A 17507-nucleotide genomic window follows, 5' to 3' on the forward strand; every position below is an offset into this window, starting at 1 on the left:
GCGGTGGGGTCTGCCAGTGCCGTCGGGTCTGCGAACCCCGTCGGGTCTGCCAGTGCCGTCGGGTCCGCGAACCCCGTCGGGTCCGCCAGGGCCGCCGCCTGGTCGAAGCCGGTCGCCGAGATGTCCGGGACCACGGCGAACAGGTCCGTGCCCGCGAATGCGCCGCTCACGTCGTTCCTCCTGTACGAGTTCCGCTTGGCGTCGGGTCTGCCAGTCCCGTGGGGCCCGCCAGGGGCGCCGCCTGGTCGAAGCCGGCCGCCGAGATGTCCGGGACCACGGCGAACGGGTCCGCGCCCACGTACGTGCCGCCGCTCACGTCGTTCCTCCCGTGCGAGTTCCGCCTGCCGTGGGGTCCGTCGGCGGGAGGGGGCGGCTGCGGGCCTCCGCGCGATGCCGACGCCAGGCCCGTGCGCGCAGGAACGCCGAGATCAGCAGCCCCAGGACGGTGGCCAGCGGCCAGATCCAGACGGCGAGCCGGAACGTCCCCCAGGCCACGAGCCCGACGGCCGCGAGCCCCGCCAGGGTGGGCAGCGCCCGCAGCAGCCTGCCCCGGCGGCCGCCGCGCACCAGGCGCGTCAGCGGCAGGGCGCGGCGGCTGAGCTGGCCCATCAGGGAGAAGTCCGGGTGGTACCGGTAGCCGATGTACCAGGCGGTCCAGCACTCGACGGCCAGCAGCGCGGCCAGGGACGGGACGCTCAGCAGCCAGGCCGTCAGGACCGTGGTCTGCGGGGCGTCGTAGACGTCGGCCAGGCCGACCACGAAGGTGTGCGGGAAGAACAGCAGAAGGGCGCCGCCGGCGGCCCGGCCCAGCATGACGGGCAGTTCCAGCCGCCGCATCACCAGCAGGAACTGCCGTGCCTGGCGGTCGCTCGCCCGCAGCAGCCGGGCCTCCTCGTCGGCCCGCCGCCGTTCCCGGGCCTGCTCCAGCGCCAAGGGGTGCAGGCGCAGCGCGAGCAGCAGCGTGACGGGCCGGCTGTCCTCGGCCAGCCGCGCGAACCACGGCACCGGCGCGGGCAGCCCGTCCCGTGCCTGCCGTACGTCCTCCCGCAGCTGCCGGGTGACCTGGGCCGGACGGGCGGCCAGCTGCAGCAGCTCGGCGGTCAGCCGGGGCCGTACGGCGACGGCCTCGCGCACCCGTTCGCGAGGGGCGGCCAGCTCGGGGACGCGGTCCAGCAGCTCGACGGCCGCCGCCCACTCCCGGTGGTGCTCGTGCCAGCGCTGGTCGACGTACGCCAGCTCCTCGCCGCCCCTGCGGTGTCCGAGCCGGACCAGCAGATGGTGGGCGTGCAGGTCGGCCATGACGGAGACACACTGGCCCTCGCCGGCCGCCGCGGCGGTGGCGAAGTCGGGCAGGTCGGCCATGCCGAGCGGGATGCCGCGGTAGGAGGGTTCCTGCCGGGGTGCCAGCCAGCCGATGAGGTCGATCAGCGTGCCCGGGGTGGGGCGGCCACGCAGCCCGTCCAGCAGCACGTCGAGGGCCTCGGCGCGGGGCGCGTCTCCCTCGGGGCGGAACTCCGCCAGCCAGGCGCGCAGCCGGGCCCGCTCCCGGCCACGGTTCAGCCGGGAGACCATCGCCTCCCAGTGGGCGTCGAACTCCTCGCCCAGCCGGACCGGGTCGGTGAAGGTCCGGCCCGCGTGCGAGAACGCCGGCGCGTCCGGGGCGGGGGCCGGGGCCGGGCGGGGGGCGGTGCGCTGTCCGGGGATGCGGGGCATCACCCGCGGGGTGCCGCCGGTGAGCCACTCCTCGACCTGCGGCGCGCCCCAGCGATGCTCCGGGCGCTGGGTGAGCAGCCCCTCGCACAGCAGGCGCAGCCGCCGGTCGCCGATCCGCTCCAGACCGAAGTCGCCCTCGACGACGGCCTGTCCGACCGTGCTCGGCTCGGTGTGCGGGATCGGGTGCCGGCCCAGCGCGGCCTCGGCGACGACCATCCCCAGCGCCCACCAGTCGTCCTCCGGGCGTACGGCGGCCCGGTGCAGGACGGCCTGCGGCGAGGAGTAGCGCAGCGTGCCGGACCAGCCGGCGGGCGCCGTGACCGGGAAGGGCCCGGCGACGGCGATGCCGAAGTCGACCAGGACCAGGCCCTCGGCGGGGTGACCGTAGTCGCCGAGCACCAGGTTGGACGGTTTCACGTCACGGTGCACGACCTCCGCCGCGTGCAGCGCGGCCAGCGCCCCGTGCAGCCGCGCCACCGTCGCCCGGATGCCGTCGGCCGGCATCCGGCGACCGTCCTGGCCGCGCAGATAGGCGGCGAGGTCGCTGCTGCCGTGCGAGGGCAGCAGGTGGTACGGCGCCCCGTCGGCCGTGCCCTCCTCCAGCACGTACGACAGCCCGGCGTGCAGGTCGGGCCGCAGCAGCGCGGTCACTCGGGCGTCGGGGACGGCGGCGGGGTGGAACCACTTCAGGACCCGTACGGGCCGGTCCGGGGCCAGGCGGTCCTGGACCCGGAACACGGACGCGCGCAGCTCGGCGGAGTGCCCCGCCTCCGCCCTGCGGTCCTCGGTCCGCTCGCCGTGCCGGGGCAGCGGCTCCAGCAGCTGGAACCGGTCGGTGAGCGAGGGCGGCAGCCGGTCCGGGTCGGGGCGCGGGTCGGGTCCGAGGGCGCGGCCGGCCGCCGGATCGGGGTCGACGAGGGTCGGTGCGGCGAGGCCGTCGTGCGGATCCGCGGCCTGGAATCCGTCCGGGTCGGCGCCGCCGGGCGGATCGACGGGAAAAGTCATGGCATTCACCTGGGGGTGAAAAGGACGCGGTGGCCCGTGAGCGGACGAGAAGTGAAGACGGCGTGGAGAGATGTACGGCTCATTCGGCGCGAGCGTGCCGGGAATTCCACGGCACGGCGAAAAGCGCCCCGAGAGGGCGGGCCGGGTGAAGGGGCAAGCCGGGCCGGAAGGATAGCGGCCCCTTCCCGCCGGACACCCGAGAACGCGGAATTCCGTACCCTTTCGTGGTCCGTCGGCCCGATCCGGTCCGTACTCCCGGAAGAACCCGGGGCACTCCCGGAAGAGCCCGCGGCCGCACCGCCGACGCGGTTATCTTGACCGGCATGAAGCCTGACGGTCTGCCGGATCGTGCCGAACTCGTACAGGAGCTGCGGCAGTTGCGCCGTGGCGGCCTGCCGGCGCTGCAGTCGCTGGTCCCGGAGGCACTGCGCGCCGCCACGCTGCACGCCGGATACGCCCGGGACGACGGCGACCTGGCCGACGGGGCGGAGCGGCTGCTGGGCGCGGCCGCGGCGCGGCTCGGCGCGGACGACCTGATAGGCCGGGCCGCGCAGTGCACGTTCGGGCTGCTGCCCGGCCGCCGCGGCGATCCGGCCGCCGACCGCCGCCGGGCCGCCGCGCTGGTGTACGGGGTGACCCCTGAGCGGTTCCGGCACAGTCAGGAACGGCAGGTCGTCGAGCAGCTGGCGGGGGCAGTGCTGGCGGAGGCGCGCGAGCCGTCGGGGCCCACGGTCCGGGCGCCGGGGACCCCCGCCGCCCGGACCCCCGCCCGCGTGCCCACGGTCGGGCTGCCGGGACGGGCCGGGAACAGACCGGTCACCGTCCACATATCGCCCATCGAGCTGCTGCGGGACATCGACATCCTGGTCTCCTCCGAGAACGTGCACCTGGAGATGTCCAAGTCGTTCCGGCCCACCGTCTCCGGCTCGCTGCGCCACGCGGCGTCCGTGGGCTGCGCCGCGGACGGGCCGGTGACCGACGTCCTCGCGGACGAGCTCGCCGCCTGGGTGCGGGCCCGGCCCGGTGTGCTGCCCCTGCGGCCGGGCGCCGTGGTGCCGACCGGTCCGGGTGCGCTGGCCGAGCGCGGAGTGCGCCGCGTCTACCACGCGGCCGTGGCCGTCCCCGAGGGCCATGGCTACCGCGTCGACCCCCAGAGCATCGCCACCGCCGTCGCCGCATGCTTCACCCACGCCCGCCGCGAACGCACCGACACCCACCCCGCCCTGCGCTCCCTCTGCTTCCCCGTCCTCGGCGCGGGCCGCGGCGGCCTCGACCGCAGGACCAGCGCCTCCTGGCTCCGCTGGGCGATCGAGGACGCCCTCACCGCCGACCCGGACTGGCAGGTCCATGTCGTCACCCGTTACCCGGAGGTGGCCCGCCTGTTCGAGGCGGCACCGCCGGAGGGCTGAGCGGGCGGGTGCGGAGTTCAGGGGTGGCGTCGGCTGGGGCCGGTGAACCGCATGTGCGGGGTTGCTGACGCCCGCGGCCTCGCCCGCAAGGCCCGCGCGGCCCGGCTGTGCCGGGCGATCCCCGACGTCCTCACCCTCGACCCGGGCCGGCAGGCCCACGGGGTGCGCTGCCAGGAGGTGGCCCGCCTGTTCGAGGCGGCACCGCCGGAGGGCTGAGCGGGTGGGTGCCGTGCTCACGGGCGCCAGCTCGGGTCGGTCAGGTGGACGCCCGTGGCCGCCGAGGCCCGCTCCAGGCGGCGGAGTTCGCCGCGTGCGGGGACGCCGTACACGCGTGCGTGGGTGCCGTCCGTGTGCACCGTCACCCTCGGCCCGCGCGGGTAGTCGCGGTCGAGGTGCGGGGCGTACCGGCGGGCGCCCAGGGGGGTGCGGGGGACCAGGCGCTGGTTGGCCGAGCCTCGCCAGACCAGGTCGGTCGGCTCGGCGATCCGGAAGCGGCCGGTCACCACCGCGTCCGCGCCGTCCAGCGCGGCCCACACCTCGGGCGGCACCTCACCCGGCTCGTGCCCGGTGTAGACGAGCAGGTCGGCCTCCGGGCGGCCGCGGGCCAGTCGCAGCCGGCCCGCGCCGAGCAGCAGCGCGGCCAGCGCCGACGGCTGCTGGAGCGGCTCCCCGCCGCTGACGGTCAGCCCCTCGGCGCCGTCCGCCAGTGCCGCGTCCCACAGCTGGAGCAGGTCGCCCACGGTGGCCGCCCGCCCGCCGTCCGCGTCCCAGGTGTGCCGTGACATGCAGCCCGGGCAGGCCAGCGCACAGCCCTGGAACCACAGGGCCAGCCGGCGGCCGGGGCCCAGCGTCTCCACCGGGAAGTACGCGTCGGCGATCCGGACGGGTCCCTCGGCGCCCGGGTACACGCCCGCCCCGAGCCGTTCGGTGTTTCCCGCCATGCGCGCCCCCGGTAATTCGAAGATTCATTCGCCTTCTCCGGCGCACTTCCCCGCCGCTCCCCAGCCGCTTCCCCGGTGTGCTCGGCACACGGAGGAAGGGAAGCGTATTGCCTCCCTCACGGTTCCAGCTGGGGTTTTTCGAAGTTTTCCAGGATCGGTCCTTCCCTTCCGGTCGTTCACCGGTCGATCTCCGGCTGATTTCCGGATGCTGGTATTCCGTGCGGGAAATCCCGCCTGTCGGAGGCATTTATCCCCTAGGCTGCGCCGCGAATCCCGGATCACGGCGAAGCCCCAAAGCTTTGGCCATTAATTCCGGCGAGGGGGACTCGACGGAAGACGAGGGGAGGGCATATGAGCGGAGCGAGGTCCGTACCGACGGACTACGGCCGCAGCCGCGTCACCGCACGCACCCGATGGCGGGCCGGCCGCCGCGGGCGGCGCGACGCGGCGGCCCGCATCACCACCGAGCACTACGCCCAGCAGGTGCAGCTGGGACTGGAGCTGGCACTGGGAGAGCTGCGCTCCCGCTTCCACACGGAGCACGCAGCCCTCATCGAACGCCTCCACGCGGAGGCCGCCCGGATCGTGACGGAGTACGACCAGCGGCACGAACAGGTGCCGACGGCCCTGGCGCGCTTCGGCGGCTGGGTGGCCCAGTGGCGCACCGCGGTGACGGCCTGCCAGCAGCGCGGCCTGGCTCTCGCCGCCTGCGCCGACCAGGAACTGGCCCACTATGAGGCCGCGTACGCCCGCAAGGAGGACCGCATACGCGTGCCGCTCGAGGAGCGCGCGCCGACGACACCGCCCGGCGAACGGCCGAGCGCCGCCGTGCTGGACGAGACCTGGACGGGGGAGCCGGACTGGCGGCTGGACACCCCGCCGGTCCCCAGAGCGCTGCGGATTCTGGAGCAGGAACCGGTGGCCGGTACGGCCGGCCCGGGAGAGTGGGGGATGCGATGACCAGGGCGACACGCGCCCGGCGCGACGGGCGGGGACGGCTGGCCGCGGTCCTGGGCACGGCGGGACTGCTGCTGACGGCCTGCGGGACGGGGGAGGTGTTCGGCGAAGAGGAGCGGCTCTCCGCCGACTGCGCCGTCGTCCTCGACGGCTCAGGCTCCGGCAACGACGACGCGGGCGGGTTCCGGGCCCAGGAGAAGCTGAACGCGACCCTGGTGCCCTTCCTCGCCGACAAGAAGTGCAAGTACCTGTCGTACGCGCCGATCACCTCGGCCTCCGCCGCCTCCTCCTGCCAGGTGGCCCGGACCGACATCGACCCGGACGCGTACACCCGCTCCGACCGCGAGAAGCTGTGGGACCAGACCCGGGAGATCGCCAAGACCGCCGCCGACAAGATGCTCAAGTGCGCCCGCGAGCGCCAGCCCGGCTCGGATGTGTTCGGCGGACTCGAACGGGCCGCCGACGTGCCCCGCGAGAAGACCGACGCCACCTTCCACGTGCTCGTGATCAGCGACTTCGACCAGGCGGATCCCGACTTCCGGCTGTCCAAGTACCAGCTCGAGACCCAGGCGCAGCGCGACACCGCCGTCGAGGAGCTGGTCACCGGACGCGGCCTGCCCGACCTGCCGCACACCACCGTCTACCGCGTCGGCTTCGCCATGCGCGGCGGCAAGACCAACCCCGAGCGCGTCGAGCAGATGGAGCAGTTCTGGCAGCAGGTGCTGGAGAAGGAGGTGAAGGTCGATGTCGACGACGGATACGGGGCCTGACGAGCCCCGTCGGCTCGGCCGCGGCATGTGGCGCCGGCGCGGCGAGGGCCGGGCGCCCGGACTGGGCCGCGGACGGGCCGCGACCCCGCAGCGCGGCAACGTCCCGCCGACCGACACCAGAGAGGCCAGACGCCTGCTCAAGGCGGCCGAGAAGGCCGGCCGCACCGCCGCGAAGGACGGCACACTCACCCCGTACCTCCTCGGCTCCCCCCACCGCCTGCCCTACTTCGGCCGGCTGATCGGCCTGCGCGGGCACGCCCGGGACCGGGTCAGGGCCCTGCACCACGGCCACGAGGAGCGGCAACTGCGCGCCTCGGCGGACCTGTACGCGCAGACGGCGCGACGCGAGGCCCAGGTACGGCGGGCGCGGGCCCGCCGGCAGGAGGAGGAGCAGCGGCAGAACGCGGCGACCTCCCGGCTCGACCGGGTGGCGACCCGGCTCGCCGCCCGCGAGGACCGCCGCGACCGGGTCCTGCCCTGGATGGCGGCCCGCATCGGCACCCGCCGCACCGACGACGCCACCCCGGGCGGCCGGTACGACGACCCGTACGCGCCGGATGCCCAGGGCACCACGTCCGACTGGGACGACGACTCCGGGCCGGCCGCCGCTGCGGCCCCCGCCGCCCCGACGCCGCGCGCGTCCTGGGAGGGCCTCACCGAGACCGCGGCCATGGCCCGGCTGCCCCGGTTGGGCCTCACCGGACTGCTGATCCTCGTCGAACTCCCGGTGTACCTCGGCCTGTTCCTCTCCCTGGAGAACGGGACGCGAGAGGGCCGGACGAGTGCGTTCCTGCTGGCGATCGCGGTCGGCGTGGCCATGACGGTGGCCCCCTTCCAGGCCGGCCGCCGATGGCGCCGCCGGGCCGGCACGGGCTCCCTGTGGATCACCGTCCCCTTCGCGGCGCTGGTCGTCTCGGTCTGGGCTGCGGCGGCCTGGTACCTGGGCGACATGCGGGCGAGGTCCATCGTCCGGGACGACTCCTCGTCGGTCCTGACGGACCTGGCGCAGCAGTACGGCGCCAAGGTGACGTCCGAGCCGCAGACCCTCCTGGAGGAACTCGGCCTGGCGCCGCAGACCGTCAGCCACACCTTCATCGCGCTGCTGCTGCTCTCCGGCGGCATCGCCTTCCTGCTGGCCGTGACCGAGGAGCACCCGTTCGTCGCCGCCTACCGGCACCACGGCCGGCGGCTGAAGAACGCGGAGGCCGCGCTGGCCCGCGCGGAGGCGGCCGCCGCGGCGGCCCGCCGGCAGCAGGAGACGCAGGAGCAGCGGCGCAGGGAGCGGGACCAGGCCCTGCTCGCCGAACTCGCCGCGGTGGACGGCGCGTTCGAGGCCGCCGCCCACGCCTACCTCGACGGCGTCCAGGCCGCCTCCCACGACCCGGCGGTCACGGAGGGCGCCATGCGCCTGTCGGTCCGCTACCCGCTGCTGCCGGAAGTGGGGCCGACGCCGGGCTCGGGCTGAGCCCCTGCCGGGGGCGGTGACCGCTCACCGCCCCCGCAGGCTCACGCCAGCCAGTCGTCGACCCCCGCCAGCAGCTTCTCCTTCACGTCCTCCGGCGCGGCCGAACCCCGGATCGACTGCCGGGCCAGCTCCGCCAACTCCTCGTCCGTGAAGGCGTGATGGTGGCGGGCCAGCTCGTACTGGGCCGCCAGGCGCGAGCCGAAGAGGAGGGGGTCGTCGGCGCCCAGGGCCATCGGGACACCCGCCTCGAACAGGGTCCGCAGCGGCACGTCCTGGGGCTTCTCGTACACGCCCAGCGCCACGTTCGAGGAGGGGCACACCTCACAGGTCACGCCCCGGTCGGCCAGCCGCTTCAGCAGCCGCGGGTCCTCCGCGGCCCGCACCCCGTGCCCGATCCGTGAGGCGTGCAGATCGTCCAGACAGTCCCGGACCGAGGCCGGCCCGGTCAGCTCGCCCCCGTGCGGCGCCGACAGCAGCCCGCCGTCCTGCGCGATGGCGAACGCCCGGTCGAAGTCGCGCGCCATGCCCCGCCGCTCGTCGTTCGACAGCCCGAAGCCCACCACGCCCTGGTCCGCGTACCGCACCGCCAGTCGGGCCAGCGTCCGCGCGTCCAGCGGATGCTTCATCCGGTTCGCCGCCACCAGCACCCGCATCCCGAGCCCCGTCTCCCGCGACGCCGTCTCCACCGCGTCCAGGATGATCTCCAGCGCCGGGATCAGCCCGCCCAGCCGCGGCGCGTACGAGGTCGGGTCGACCTGGATCTCCAGCCAGCCGGAGCCGTCCTTGAGGTCCTCCTCCGCGGCCTCTCGCACCAGCCGCTGTATGTCCTCCGGCTCCCTGAGGCAGGACCGTGCCGCGTCGTACAGCCGCTGGAAGCGGAACCAGCCCCGCTCGTCCGTGGCGCGCAGTCTCGGCGGCTCCCCGCTGGTCAACGCGTCGGTCAGCGCCTCGGGCAGACGCACCCCGTACTTGTCGGCCAGCTCCAGCACGGTCCCGGGCCGCATCGACCCGGTGAAGTGCAGGTGCAGATGGGCTTTCGGCAGCTCAGAGACATCACGTACACGCTCCATTCAGCGATCCTGCCGTACGTCGATGTCGTCCGGGTAGCCGTTTCCCCGAACGTGGTCTTGCTCGCACAAAGCAACGGGCCGCCTCCCGAAGGAAACGGCCCGCAACCTACTCACGTGAGTAGGTTCAGTCCCTGGCCTCAGCCAGCAGCTTCTGAATACGGCTCACACCCTCGACGAGATCCTCGTCACCCAGCGCGTACGACAGCCGCAGATAGCCCGGCGTGCCGAAGGCCTCGCCCGGGACGACCGCGACCTCGGCCTCCTCCAGGATGAGCGCCGCCAGCTCGACCGTGTCCTGCGGACGCTTCCCGCGGATCTCCTTGCCGAGCAGCCCCTTCACCGACGGGTACGCGTAGAACGCACCCTCGGGCTCCGGGCAGAGCACGCCGTCGATCTCGTTGAGCATGCGCACGATGGTCCTGCGGCGCCGGTCGAAGGCCTCCCGCATCTTCGCGACCGCTTCCAGGCCGCCGGAGACGGCGGCGAGGGCGGCCACCTGGGCCACGTTCGAGACGTTCGACGTCGCGTGCGACTGCAGGTTCGTCGCCGCCTTCACGACATCCTTCGGGCCGATGATCCAGCCGACCCGCCAGCCCGTCATCGCGTACGTCTTGGCGACACCGTTGACCACGACGCACTTGTCGCGCAGCTCCGGCAGCAGCGCGGGCAGCGACACGGAGGCGGCGTCCCCGTAGACGAGGTGCTCGTAGATCTCGTCCGTCATCACCCACAGGCCGTGCTCGACGGCCCAGCGGCCGATCTCCTCGGTCTGGGCCTCCGTGTAGACCGCGCCGGTCGGGTTCGACGGGGAGACGAAGAGCACGACCTTCGTCTTCTCCGTGCGCGCCGCCTCCAGCTGCTCCACCGAGACCCGGTAACCGGTCGTCTCGTCGGCGACGACCTCCACCGGCACGCCCCCGGCCAGGCGGATCGACTCCGGATACGTCGTCCAGTACGGCGCCGGGACGATGACCTCGTCGCCCGGGTCGAGGATCGCGGCGAAGGCGTTGTAGATCGCCTGCTTGCCGCCGTTGGTGACCAGGATCTGCGACGGGTCGACCTCGTAGCCCGAGTCGCGCAGCGTCTTCGCGGCGATCGCGGCCTTCAGCTCGGGCAGACCGCCGGCCGGCGTGTAGCGGTGGTACTTGGGGTTCTTGCAGGCCTCTACGGCCGCCTCGACGATGTAGTCCGGGGTCGGGAAGTCGGGCTCACCGGCGCCGAAGCCGATCACCGGACGCCCGGCGGCCTTCAGGGCCTTGGCCTTGGCGTCCACGGCGAGGGTGGCGGACTCGGAGATCGCGCCGACTCGGGCGGAGACCCGGCGCTCGGTGGGAGGGGTTGCAGCGCTCATGGAGCCCATGTTTTCAGACAGGAAACCGGCCCGGCACGCGGGTTTCACAGACTGAACATGCACGGGCAAACCCCTGAACATCCGTCCGGACCCGGCCGCGAACCCGGGCGATGGCCTGGTGATCTTCGGGCGATTTCCCGACGATCTTCCGCCCGGGGCGCCCCACGGGCCACTTTCCGTTCGACGAGGCGCTCAGGACCACGTACACTCCTACGACGTTGGCCTTCAACAGCCGCGCCACAACCGGTGCACACCGAGCATCCGGGCAGATGCGGTACGTTGGGGAACACACAAAGGGTCGTAGCTCAATTGGTAGAGCACTGGTCTCCAAAACCAGCGGTTGGGGGTTCAAGTCCCTCCGGCCCTGCTACACACACCTTCGCCAGGATGTGTGCGCATGTACGTACAGCAATGCACCGCCGTGCGGCTCAGACCGGGCGCGGCACGGCCACGACCCGGGAACAGGTGAGGACGAATGGCGGATGCCGTGGGCTCCATCGACACGCCTGACGCCCAGGACGAGGTCCCTGAGGCCAAGAAGAAGACCCGCAAGGGCGGCAAGCGCGCCAAGAAGGGCCCGCTGAAGCGGCTCGCGCTCTTCTACCGACAGATCGTCGCGGAGCTCCGCAAGGTCGTCTGGCCGACGCGGAGCCAGCTGTCGAGGTACACGACGGTGGTGATCATCTTCGTCGTCGTCATGATCGGCCTGGTGACCCTGATTGACTATGGACTCAGCAACGCCGCCAAGTACGTCTTCGGCTGAGCCAGGAGCGAAGGGCGCCGGGTGATCGGCGCCCCTTTCGCGTGTTCCACCCCTATGTATCCAGGAAGAAGCAGCCACCGTGTCTGACCAGAACCTGAACGACGCCATCGAGCCGGACGAGGCTGACGACGAGCTCGACATCGTCGAGGGCGCGGACGAGGACCTGGACGAGTTCGAGGCTGCCGACGACGAGGCGGGTGAGCCCGCCGAGGAGGCCGCGCTCCACGTCGAGGACGAGGCCGACGAGGCGGTCGCCGAGGACGAGGCCGAGGAAGAGCCGGCCGAGCCCGTCGACCCCGTCGCCGCCCTGCGCGAGGAGCTGCGCACCCTGCCCGGCGAGTGGTACGTCATCCACACCTACGCCGGCTACGAGAACCGCGTGAAGACCAACCTGGAGCAGCGCGCCGTCTCGCTGAACGTCGAGGACTACATCTTCCAGGCCGAGGTGCCGCAGGAAGAGGTCGTCCAGATCAAGAACGGCGACCGCAAGACGATCAAGCAGAACAAGCTCCCGGGTTACGTCCTGGTCCGCATGGACCTGACGAACGAGTCCTGGGGTGTCGTCCGCAACACCCCCGGCGTCACCGGCTTCGTGGGCAACGCCTACGACCCGTACCCGCTGACCCTGGACGAGATCGTCAAGATGCTCGCCCCGGAGGCCGAGGAGAAGGCCGCCCGCGAGGCCGCCGAGGCCGAGGGCAAGCCGGCTCCGCAGCGCAAGGTCGAGGTCCAGGTGCTGGACTTCGAGGTCGGCGACTCGGTCACTGTCACCGACGGCCCGTTCGCCACGCTCCAGGCCACCATCAACGAGATCAACGCCGACTCGAAGAAGGTCAAGGGCCTCGTCGAGATCTTCGGCCGCGAGACCCCGGTCGAGCTGAGCTTCGACCAGATCCAGAAGAACTAGTTCTTTCTGGACGTACCGCTTCCGCGCAGGTCAGGCGGGCTCTTCGCAGCCGGTCTGACCTGCGCGGTTTCAAGCCGCGCAGCTATACCCGTTATCGTTGTGCGGTATGCCTGCGTCCGGGTGGTCCCCGAACGCGGGCAGGACCCGAACCGAAAGGACCCGGAGAGCTATGCCTCCCAAGAAGAAGAAGGTCACGGGGCTCATCAAGCTCCAGATCCAGGCCGGCGCCGCCAACCCGGCTCCGCCGGTCGGCCCGGCGCTGGGTCAGCACGGCGTCAACATCATGGAGTTCTGCAAGGCCTACAACGCCGCGACCGAGTCGCAGCGTGGCTGGGTGATCCCGGTGGAGATCACGGTCTACGAGGACCGTTCCTTCACCTTCATCACCAAGACGCCGCCGGCCGCCAAGATGATCCTCAAGGCCGCGGGCATCGAGAAGGGCTCCGGCGAGCCGCACAAGACCAAGGTCGCCAAGATCACCGAGGCGCAGGTCCGCGAGATCGCCCAGACCAAGCTGCCCGACCTCAACGCCAACGACCTGGACGCCGCCGCGAAGATCATCGCCGGTACCGCGCGTTCCATGGGCGTCACGGTCGAGGGCTGAACCCCAGCCCCGTAGCACCTTCGTAGAAACGCGGCTCCGGCCGCACGTGGAAGGGCCTGCTCGGCCCGGACCACGACTCCTCTTCAGCACACAGGAGCAGTAGTGAGCAAGCGCAGCAAGTCTCTCCGCGCTGCGGACGCCAAGATCGACCGGGAGAAGCTCTACGCCCCGCTCGAGGCCGTCCGTCTCGCCAAGGAGACCTCCACGACCAAGTTCGACGGCACCGTCGAGGTCGCCTTCCGTCTGGGTGTCGACCCGCGCAAGGCCGACCAGATGGTCCGTGGCACCGTGAACCTGCCGCACGGCACCGGCAAGACCGCCCGGGTCCTGGTCTTCGCGACCGGTGACCGTGCTGCGGCCGCGGAGGCCGCGGGCGCCGACATCGTCGGCTCCGACGAACTGATCGACGAGGTCGCGAAGGGCCGTCTGGACTTCGACGCCGTCGTCGCCACCCCGGACCTCATGGGCAAGGTCGGCCGCCTCGGCCGCGTGCTCGGTCCGCGTGGTCTGATGCCGAACCCGAAGACCGGCACCGTCACCCCCGACGTGGCCAAGGCCGTCACCGAGATCAAGGGCGGCAAGATCGAGTTCCGTGTGGACAAGCACTCGAACCTGCACTTCATCATCGGCAAGACGTCGTTCGACGACACCAAGCTGGTGGAGAACTACGGCGCGGCCCTGGAGGAGATCCTCCGTCTGAAGCCGTCCGCCGCCAAGGGTCGCTACATCAAGAAGGCCGCGGTCAGCACCACCATGGGCCCCGGCATCCCGGTCGACCCGAACCGCACCCGCAACCTCCTCGTCGAGGAGGACCCGGCCGCGGTCTGAGCCTCAGGCTCACCGAAGTCGGTCACGGGCCCCGCACCTTCCCAGGTGCGGGGCCCGTTCCCGTGTGGGGGTGCCGTGACCTGGGTTAGCGTGACACGGGAAACGCACAGGGGGATCGATGAAGTGGACGACGGTCCGCGGGGGACTCTCGCCGACGGTGGTGGCCGTGCTCGTACTGGCCGGTGCGGCCGCCTGCACCTCGACCGGCGAGCAGCCGGAGAACGACGAACACCGGACGACCCCCGTCTCCCTCACGGCCCTGCGGTCCGCCGAGCGCTCCACCGGGCGGGCGGCGTCGGCCAGGGTGAGGTCCACCGCCGTCATGGGCCCCGCACTGTCCCTGAAGGCCACCGGCGCCCTCGGCTGGGGCGACGGCCTCACCGGCACCCTCACGATCACGTACACCGGCGGCACGACGGCCCAGGCGATGCGCGACCTCGGCATCACCTCCATGGAGGCCCGCTACCTGCCCGACGCCTACTACGCGCGCACGGGCGAGGCCCTCGCCGCGAAGACCGGCGGCAAGCACTGGCTCCGGTACGCGTACGACGACCTCGAGGGCCTCGGGGCCGGCGCGAACTTCGCCGACCAGATGCGCAACATCACCCCCAACCAGTCGGTGAGGCTGCTGCTGGACTCCGAGGACGTGCGCAAGGTCGGCGAGGAGACCGTGGAGGGACGGCGCGCGACGCACTACTCGGGGACCGTGGCCGTGGGGGACGTCACCGACTCCGGCCTCAGGAAGCAGCTGGAGCAGGCCGGCGTCACCACCGAGTCCGTCGACATCTGGGTCGACGACCGGGACCTGCTGGTCAAGAAGGTCGAGAAGGGCCGGACGACGACCGGCGAGTACAGCCAGACGGCGTACTACAGCGACTACGGCACCGAGGTCGCCGTCGAGGCGCCGCCGGCGCACGACACCGCGGACTTCTCCCAGCTGCTCGGGCGGCAGGACAGCGGCAGCGGCTCGTAGGAATTCACGGGACCTCACCCGCCTCTCTGGGATACCTTCACACCGCGCTGTGAATCGACCATGTGTTCACTGTGCTCGTCGGTGTTTCCTGGGGGGAATTGCATGAGATCTTCCGTCGGTGTCCTCGTGCTGTCCGCACTGCTCGTCGCGGGCTGTGGCGCGGCGGGCGGTACGGAGAAGAGCGGGGACGACTCGGCGGCCGCGACCGCCGTCGGGCTGGCCGCGGCGAAGACGGAACAGCTTCCGTCCCTGCGCTACCGGATGACCGGCCGGATGCCGGAACAGGGCCGGATCGAGGCCGAGGGCGCCCTGGCCAGGAAGCCGCCGGCCATGAGCCTGAAGTCGGTCGTGCTCAGCGGGCCCGACAAGGGCAGGGGCGAGGTCCGGCTGGTCGACGGGGCGGTGTACTGGGGCAGCGACGAGGCCAACGAGGACGGCAAGCACTGGATCAAGTTCGGCGCGCCGGGCCGCTCCAAGACCCCGAGCGGCGTCGAGGTCGACTCCGGCCCGATGGCCGACAAGGTCAGCCAGAATCCGGCCCGGGAGGGCGCCTTCCTCGCCGCGGCCGACGACCTGAGGAAGACCGGCACCGAGACCGTCGAGGGCGCGCGCACCACGCACTACCAGGGCACGGCCACCCTCGACGACATCCGGGCCTTCTACAAGGACGAGGACAAGAGCGTCCGCCAGCGGCAGGAGCAGGCCCTCGCCCAGTACGAGAAGCTCGGTGTCGACGAGCTGACCATGGACGTGTGGATCGACGACGCCGACCACACCCGGAAGCTGCGCATGCGGGGCTTCGGCCGGAAGGGCGAGCTCGACGTCACCACCACCCTGCTCGACCTCGGCAAGCCGGTGACCGTGAAGGCACCGCCGGCCTCGGACACGGTCGACATGGCCAAGGAGATGGAGAAGGCCCGGGGGTAGGGCCCGTACGGGCGGATTTGCTTGACGGCGACCCGTTCGCGTACGCTCCTGCAGAAGCCAAAGACCGCTGGTCGTTGCCGTGCGCTCGGGAGAGGGCGCGGTGGCCGAAGGATCCGCTGAAAATGCGGGCGACCCGCGCAGGTGACAGTGGAAGTGCTCCCGGACGGACTCCGCCCCACGGATTTCGTTTGGTCGAGCTACGCCCCGTGCGCCTGCGCCGGGGCGTTTCGTTTGTCACAGCCCCTTCCGCGCGGTCGTCATCACCCGGAAGGAGGCCGACGCTCATGGCAAGGCCCGACAAGGCTGCCGCGGTAGCCGAGCTTGCGGAGCAGTTCCGCAGCTCGAACGCCGCCGTGCTGACCGAGTACCGGGGTCTCACCGTGGCGCAGCTCAAGACGCTGCGTCGTTCGCTCGGTGAGAACGCCCAGTACGCCGTGGTGAAGAACACGCTGACCAAGATTGCGGCCAACGAGGCCGGGATCACGACGCTCGACGACCTGTTCAACGGTCCGACGGCGGTCGCCTTCGTCACCGGTGACCCGGTGGAGTCGGCGAAGGGTCTTCGTGACTTCGCCAAGGACAACCCGAACCTCGTCATCAAGGGCGGTGTCCTTGAAGGCAAGGCGCTGTCCGCCGACGAAATCAAGAAGCTTGCGGACCTCGAGTCCCGCGAGGTTCTGCTCTCCAAGCTGGCGGGTGCCTTCAAGGGCAAGCAGTCCCAGACTGCGCAGCTCTTCCAGGCGCTTCCCTCGAAGCTCGTCCGCACCGTGGACGCTCTTCGCGCCAAGCAGGACGAGCAGGGCGGTGCCGAGTAACTCGGCTCGCGAAATGACCGCCGCCTGAGGCAGCCCGCCTGAAGCGGTGGTCGTAGCGGGCCGAACGTACGCCCGCCATACATGTACATCCCGGCACCAGCCGAATTAGTGGAAGGATCGCCCACCATGGCGAAGCTCAGCCAGGAAGACCTGCTCGCGCAGTTCGAGGAGATGACCCTCATCGAGCTCTCCGAGTTCGTGAAGGCCTTCGAGGAGAAGTTCGACGTCACCGCCGCCGCCGCGGTCGCCGCTGCCCCCGTCGGCCCGACGGCCGTTGCCGAGGCCCCGGAGGAGAAGGACGAGTTCGACGTCATCCTCACCGGCGCCGGCGAGAAGAAGATCCAGGTCATCAAGGTCGTGCGCGAGCTGACCTCCCTGGGTCTGAAGGAGGCCAAGGACCTCGTCGACGGCACCCCGAAGCCGGTCCTCGAGAAGGTCAACAAGGAGGCCGCGGACAAGGCCGCCGAGGCCCTCAAGGGCGCCGGCGCGTCCGTCGAGGTCAAGTAAGTAACCCTTACGGCTACCGCCGTATGGTCTCGCGGTCGGCGACGACCGTAGCGCAGGCTGAAACAGCCCCCGCGGGGCTGTAACGCTCACGCACCGAGGAGCGATCATCCATCCGGGTGGTCGCTCTTCGGCGTTCTCGGGGTGCGGCCGGGGTTGCCTTGCACCCGCGTTCGCGGGGGGTATGGTGATCTTCGTCGTGTCTCCGGGAACCCCCGTTCGGGCAAGGGGGCCTTGACGAACCGCACGCAGCGCGCAATTCTCAGGACGCGTCGTCACAAGGATCCGAATCCGAGGCATGGATCGACGACGAAGAGGGCAGTATCAACGTGCGTTGAGGGCAGTGCCTTGTCGCAGGAGTTGAGAGCAACGAGGGTCTCGAAAACCCGCACTGGACATCAGTGTGCCAAGTGGCTACACTGACCCTTTGCGCTGCCTGTTAGCTGTCCCCTGCCCGTCACCAGGGGCATGCCCTCGCCCGAGCATCGATGATGGAAAGATCCCT

Annotated in this window: 17 protein-coding genes and 1 tRNA gene; 14 read left to right on the top strand and 4 right to left on the bottom strand. The window is 71.7% G+C overall.

All coding sequences use genetic code 11. The annotated features are described in order from the left end of the window. Positions 1-312 precede the first annotated feature (312 nt). Positions 313-2718, bottom strand: a complete 2406-nt coding sequence (locus IE263_RS06515; protein WP_189933238.1) for a serine/threonine-protein kinase — start codon at positions 2716-2718, stop codon at positions 313-315. A gap of 323 nt (positions 2719-3041) precedes the next feature. On the opposite strand from IE263_RS06515, the gene IE263_RS06520 reads away from it, so the two are divergent. Continuing rightward, the gene (locus tag IE263_RS06520; RefSeq protein ID WP_189933240.1) at positions 3042-4127 is read left to right on the top strand and encodes a macro domain-containing protein; all 1086 of its coding nucleotides are present in this window, start codon (positions 3042-3044) and stop codon (positions 4125-4127) included. A 51-nt stretch (positions 4128-4178) separates the two neighbouring features. After that, positions 4179-4343 carry a hypothetical protein gene (locus tag IE263_RS06525; protein ID WP_189933242.1) on the top strand — a complete coding sequence of 55 codons (165 nt, stop codon included), beginning with the start codon at positions 4179-4181 and terminating at the stop codon, positions 4341-4343. A gap of 17 nt (positions 4344-4360) precedes the next feature. On the opposite strand, the gene IE263_RS06530 is transcribed toward IE263_RS06525, so the two are convergent. Then, a complete protein-coding gene (locus tag IE263_RS06530) occupies positions 4361-5068 on the bottom strand; it encodes a 4Fe-4S single cluster domain-containing protein (RefSeq protein WP_189933244.1) in 708 nt (235 codons plus the stop codon). 351 nt (positions 5069-5419) lie between these two features. Between IE263_RS06530 and IE263_RS06535 the strand changes: the two genes are divergently transcribed. Genes IE263_RS06535 through IE263_RS06545 form a run of 3 tightly spaced genes read left to right on the top strand, consistent with a single transcriptional unit; the run spans position 5420 to position 8260 of the window. Further along, a complete protein-coding gene (locus IE263_RS06535) occupies positions 5420-6028 on the top strand; it encodes a hypothetical protein (protein WP_189933246.1) in 609 nt (202 codons plus the stop codon). After that, positions 6025-6795, top strand: coding sequence for a hypothetical protein (locus IE263_RS06540; RefSeq protein ID WP_189933248.1), 771 nt, complete (start codon positions 6025-6027; stop codon positions 6793-6795). The genes IE263_RS06535 and IE263_RS06540 overlap by 4 nt, the downstream gene beginning before the upstream one ends. Continuing rightward, on the top strand, positions 6770-8260 hold the full coding sequence (locus tag IE263_RS06545; protein WP_189933250.1) for a hypothetical protein: 1491 nt from the start codon (positions 6770-6772) through the stop codon (positions 8258-8260). The genes IE263_RS06540 and IE263_RS06545 overlap by 26 nt, the downstream gene beginning before the upstream one ends. A gap of 41 nt (positions 8261-8301) precedes the next feature. On the opposite strand, the gene IE263_RS06550 is transcribed toward IE263_RS06545, so the two are convergent. Together IE263_RS06550 and IE263_RS06555 are read right to left on the bottom strand one after the other, a co-directional pair. Then, positions 8302-9330 (bottom strand): adenosine deaminase, encoded by a 1029-nt coding sequence (locus tag IE263_RS06550; RefSeq protein WP_189933252.1) that lies wholly within the window; start codon positions 9328-9330, stop codon positions 8302-8304. Between the two features lie 124 nt (positions 9331-9454). Then, positions 9455-10681 carry a pyridoxal phosphate-dependent aminotransferase gene (locus IE263_RS06555; RefSeq protein WP_189933254.1) on the bottom strand — a complete coding sequence of 409 codons (1227 nt, stop codon included), beginning with the start codon at positions 10679-10681 and terminating at the stop codon, positions 9455-9457. A 294-nt stretch (positions 10682-10975) separates the two neighbouring features. On the opposite strand from IE263_RS06555, the gene IE263_RS06560 reads away from it, so the two are divergent. The 9 genes from IE263_RS06560 (at position 10976) to rplL (ending at position 17005) form a co-directional block, all read left to right on the top strand. Then, positions 10976-11048 (top strand) — tRNA-Trp (locus IE263_RS06560). Positions 11049-11156: 108 nt separating this feature from the next. After that, positions 11157-11444, top strand: coding sequence for a preprotein translocase subunit SecE (secE, locus tag IE263_RS06565; protein ID WP_189933257.1), 288 nt, complete (start codon positions 11157-11159; stop codon positions 11442-11444). Positions 11445-11523: 79 nt separating this feature from the next. Further along, positions 11524-12351, top strand: a complete 828-nt coding sequence (nusG, locus tag IE263_RS06570) for a transcription termination/antitermination protein NusG (RefSeq protein WP_189933259.1) — start codon at positions 11524-11526, stop codon at positions 12349-12351. Between the two features lie 169 nt (positions 12352-12520). Then, the gene (gene rplK, locus IE263_RS06575; protein ID WP_003998857.1) at positions 12521-12955 is read left to right on the top strand and encodes a 50S ribosomal protein L11; all 435 of its coding nucleotides are present in this window, start codon (positions 12521-12523) and stop codon (positions 12953-12955) included. A 102-nt stretch (positions 12956-13057) separates the two neighbouring features. After that, a complete protein-coding gene (rplA, locus tag IE263_RS06580) occupies positions 13058-13783 on the top strand; it encodes a 50S ribosomal protein L1 (RefSeq protein ID WP_189933261.1) in 726 nt (241 codons plus the stop codon). Positions 13784-13901: 118 nt separating this feature from the next. After that, positions 13902-14756 carry an SCO4651 family lipoprotein gene (locus IE263_RS06585; RefSeq protein ID WP_189933263.1) on the top strand — a complete coding sequence of 285 codons (855 nt, stop codon included), beginning with the start codon at positions 13902-13904 and terminating at the stop codon, positions 14754-14756. A gap of 102 nt (positions 14757-14858) precedes the next feature. Further along, a complete protein-coding gene (locus tag IE263_RS06590; protein WP_189933265.1) occupies positions 14859-15683 on the top strand; it encodes an SCO4651 family lipoprotein in 825 nt (274 codons plus the stop codon). A 284-nt stretch (positions 15684-15967) separates the two neighbouring features. After that, positions 15968-16498 (top strand): 50S ribosomal protein L10, encoded by a 531-nt coding sequence (gene rplJ, locus IE263_RS06595; protein WP_189933267.1) that lies wholly within the window; start codon positions 15968-15970, stop codon positions 16496-16498. A 126-nt stretch (positions 16499-16624) separates the two neighbouring features. After that, positions 16625-17005: a 50S ribosomal protein L7/L12 gene (rplL, locus tag IE263_RS06600; RefSeq protein WP_189933268.1), complete on the top strand. Its 381-nt coding sequence runs from the start codon at positions 16625-16627 to the stop codon at positions 17003-17005. The last annotated feature ends 502 nt before the right edge of the window (positions 17006-17507 follow it).

Origin of the sequence: Streptomyces aurantiogriseus, from assembly GCF_014649375.1 — a bacterium.
In the GTDB taxonomy this organism is placed as follows: Bacteria; Actinomycetota; Actinomycetes; order Streptomycetales; family Streptomycetaceae; genus Streptomyces; species Streptomyces aurantiogriseus.

Excerpts from the sequence above, each read along its gene's own strand:
- IE263_RS06555 (WP_189933254.1), bottom strand. The coding sequence starts at position 10,681 with ATGAGCGCTGCAACCCCTCCCACCGAGCGCCGGGTCTCCGCCCGAGTC.
- IE263_RS06590 (WP_189933265.1), top strand. The coding sequence starts at position 14,859 with ATGAGATCTTCCGTCGGTGTCCTCGTGCTGTCCGCACTGCTCGTCGCG.
- IE263_RS06550 (WP_189933252.1), bottom strand. The coding sequence starts at position 9,330 with ATGGAGCGTGTACGTGATGTCTCTGAGCTGCCGAAAGCCCATCTGCAC.
- IE263_RS06525 (WP_189933242.1), top strand. The coding sequence starts at position 4,179 with ATGTGCGGGGTTGCTGACGCCCGCGGCCTCGCCCGCAAGGCCCGCGCG.
- IE263_RS06585 (WP_189933263.1), top strand. The coding sequence starts at position 13,902 with ATGAAGTGGACGACGGTCCGCGGGGGACTCTCGCCGACGGTGGTGGCC.
- secE (WP_189933257.1), top strand. The coding sequence starts at position 11,157 with ATGGCGGATGCCGTGGGCTCCATCGACACGCCTGACGCCCAGGACGAG.
- rplJ (WP_189933267.1), top strand. The coding sequence starts at position 15,968 with ATGGCAAGGCCCGACAAGGCTGCCGCGGTAGCCGAGCTTGCGGAGCAG.
- IE263_RS06540 (WP_189933248.1), top strand. The coding sequence starts at position 6,025 with ATGACCAGGGCGACACGCGCCCGGCGCGACGGGCGGGGACGGCTGGCC.
- IE263_RS06535 (WP_189933246.1), top strand. The coding sequence starts at position 5,420 with ATGAGCGGAGCGAGGTCCGTACCGACGGACTACGGCCGCAGCCGCGTC.
- IE263_RS06530 (WP_189933244.1), bottom strand. The coding sequence starts at position 5,068 with ATGGCGGGAAACACCGAACGGCTCGGGGCGGGCGTGTACCCGGGCGCC.
- IE263_RS06545 (WP_189933250.1), top strand. The coding sequence starts at position 6,770 with ATGTCGACGACGGATACGGGGCCTGACGAGCCCCGTCGGCTCGGCCGC.
- rplL (WP_189933268.1), top strand. The coding sequence starts at position 16,625 with ATGGCGAAGCTCAGCCAGGAAGACCTGCTCGCGCAGTTCGAGGAGATG.
- rplK (WP_003998857.1), top strand. The coding sequence starts at position 12,521 with ATGCCTCCCAAGAAGAAGAAGGTCACGGGGCTCATCAAGCTCCAGATC.
- IE263_RS06520 (WP_189933240.1), top strand. The coding sequence starts at position 3,042 with ATGAAGCCTGACGGTCTGCCGGATCGTGCCGAACTCGTACAGGAGCTG.
- IE263_RS06515 (WP_189933238.1), bottom strand. The coding sequence starts at position 2,718 with ATGACTTTTCCCGTCGATCCGCCCGGCGGCGCCGACCCGGACGGATTC.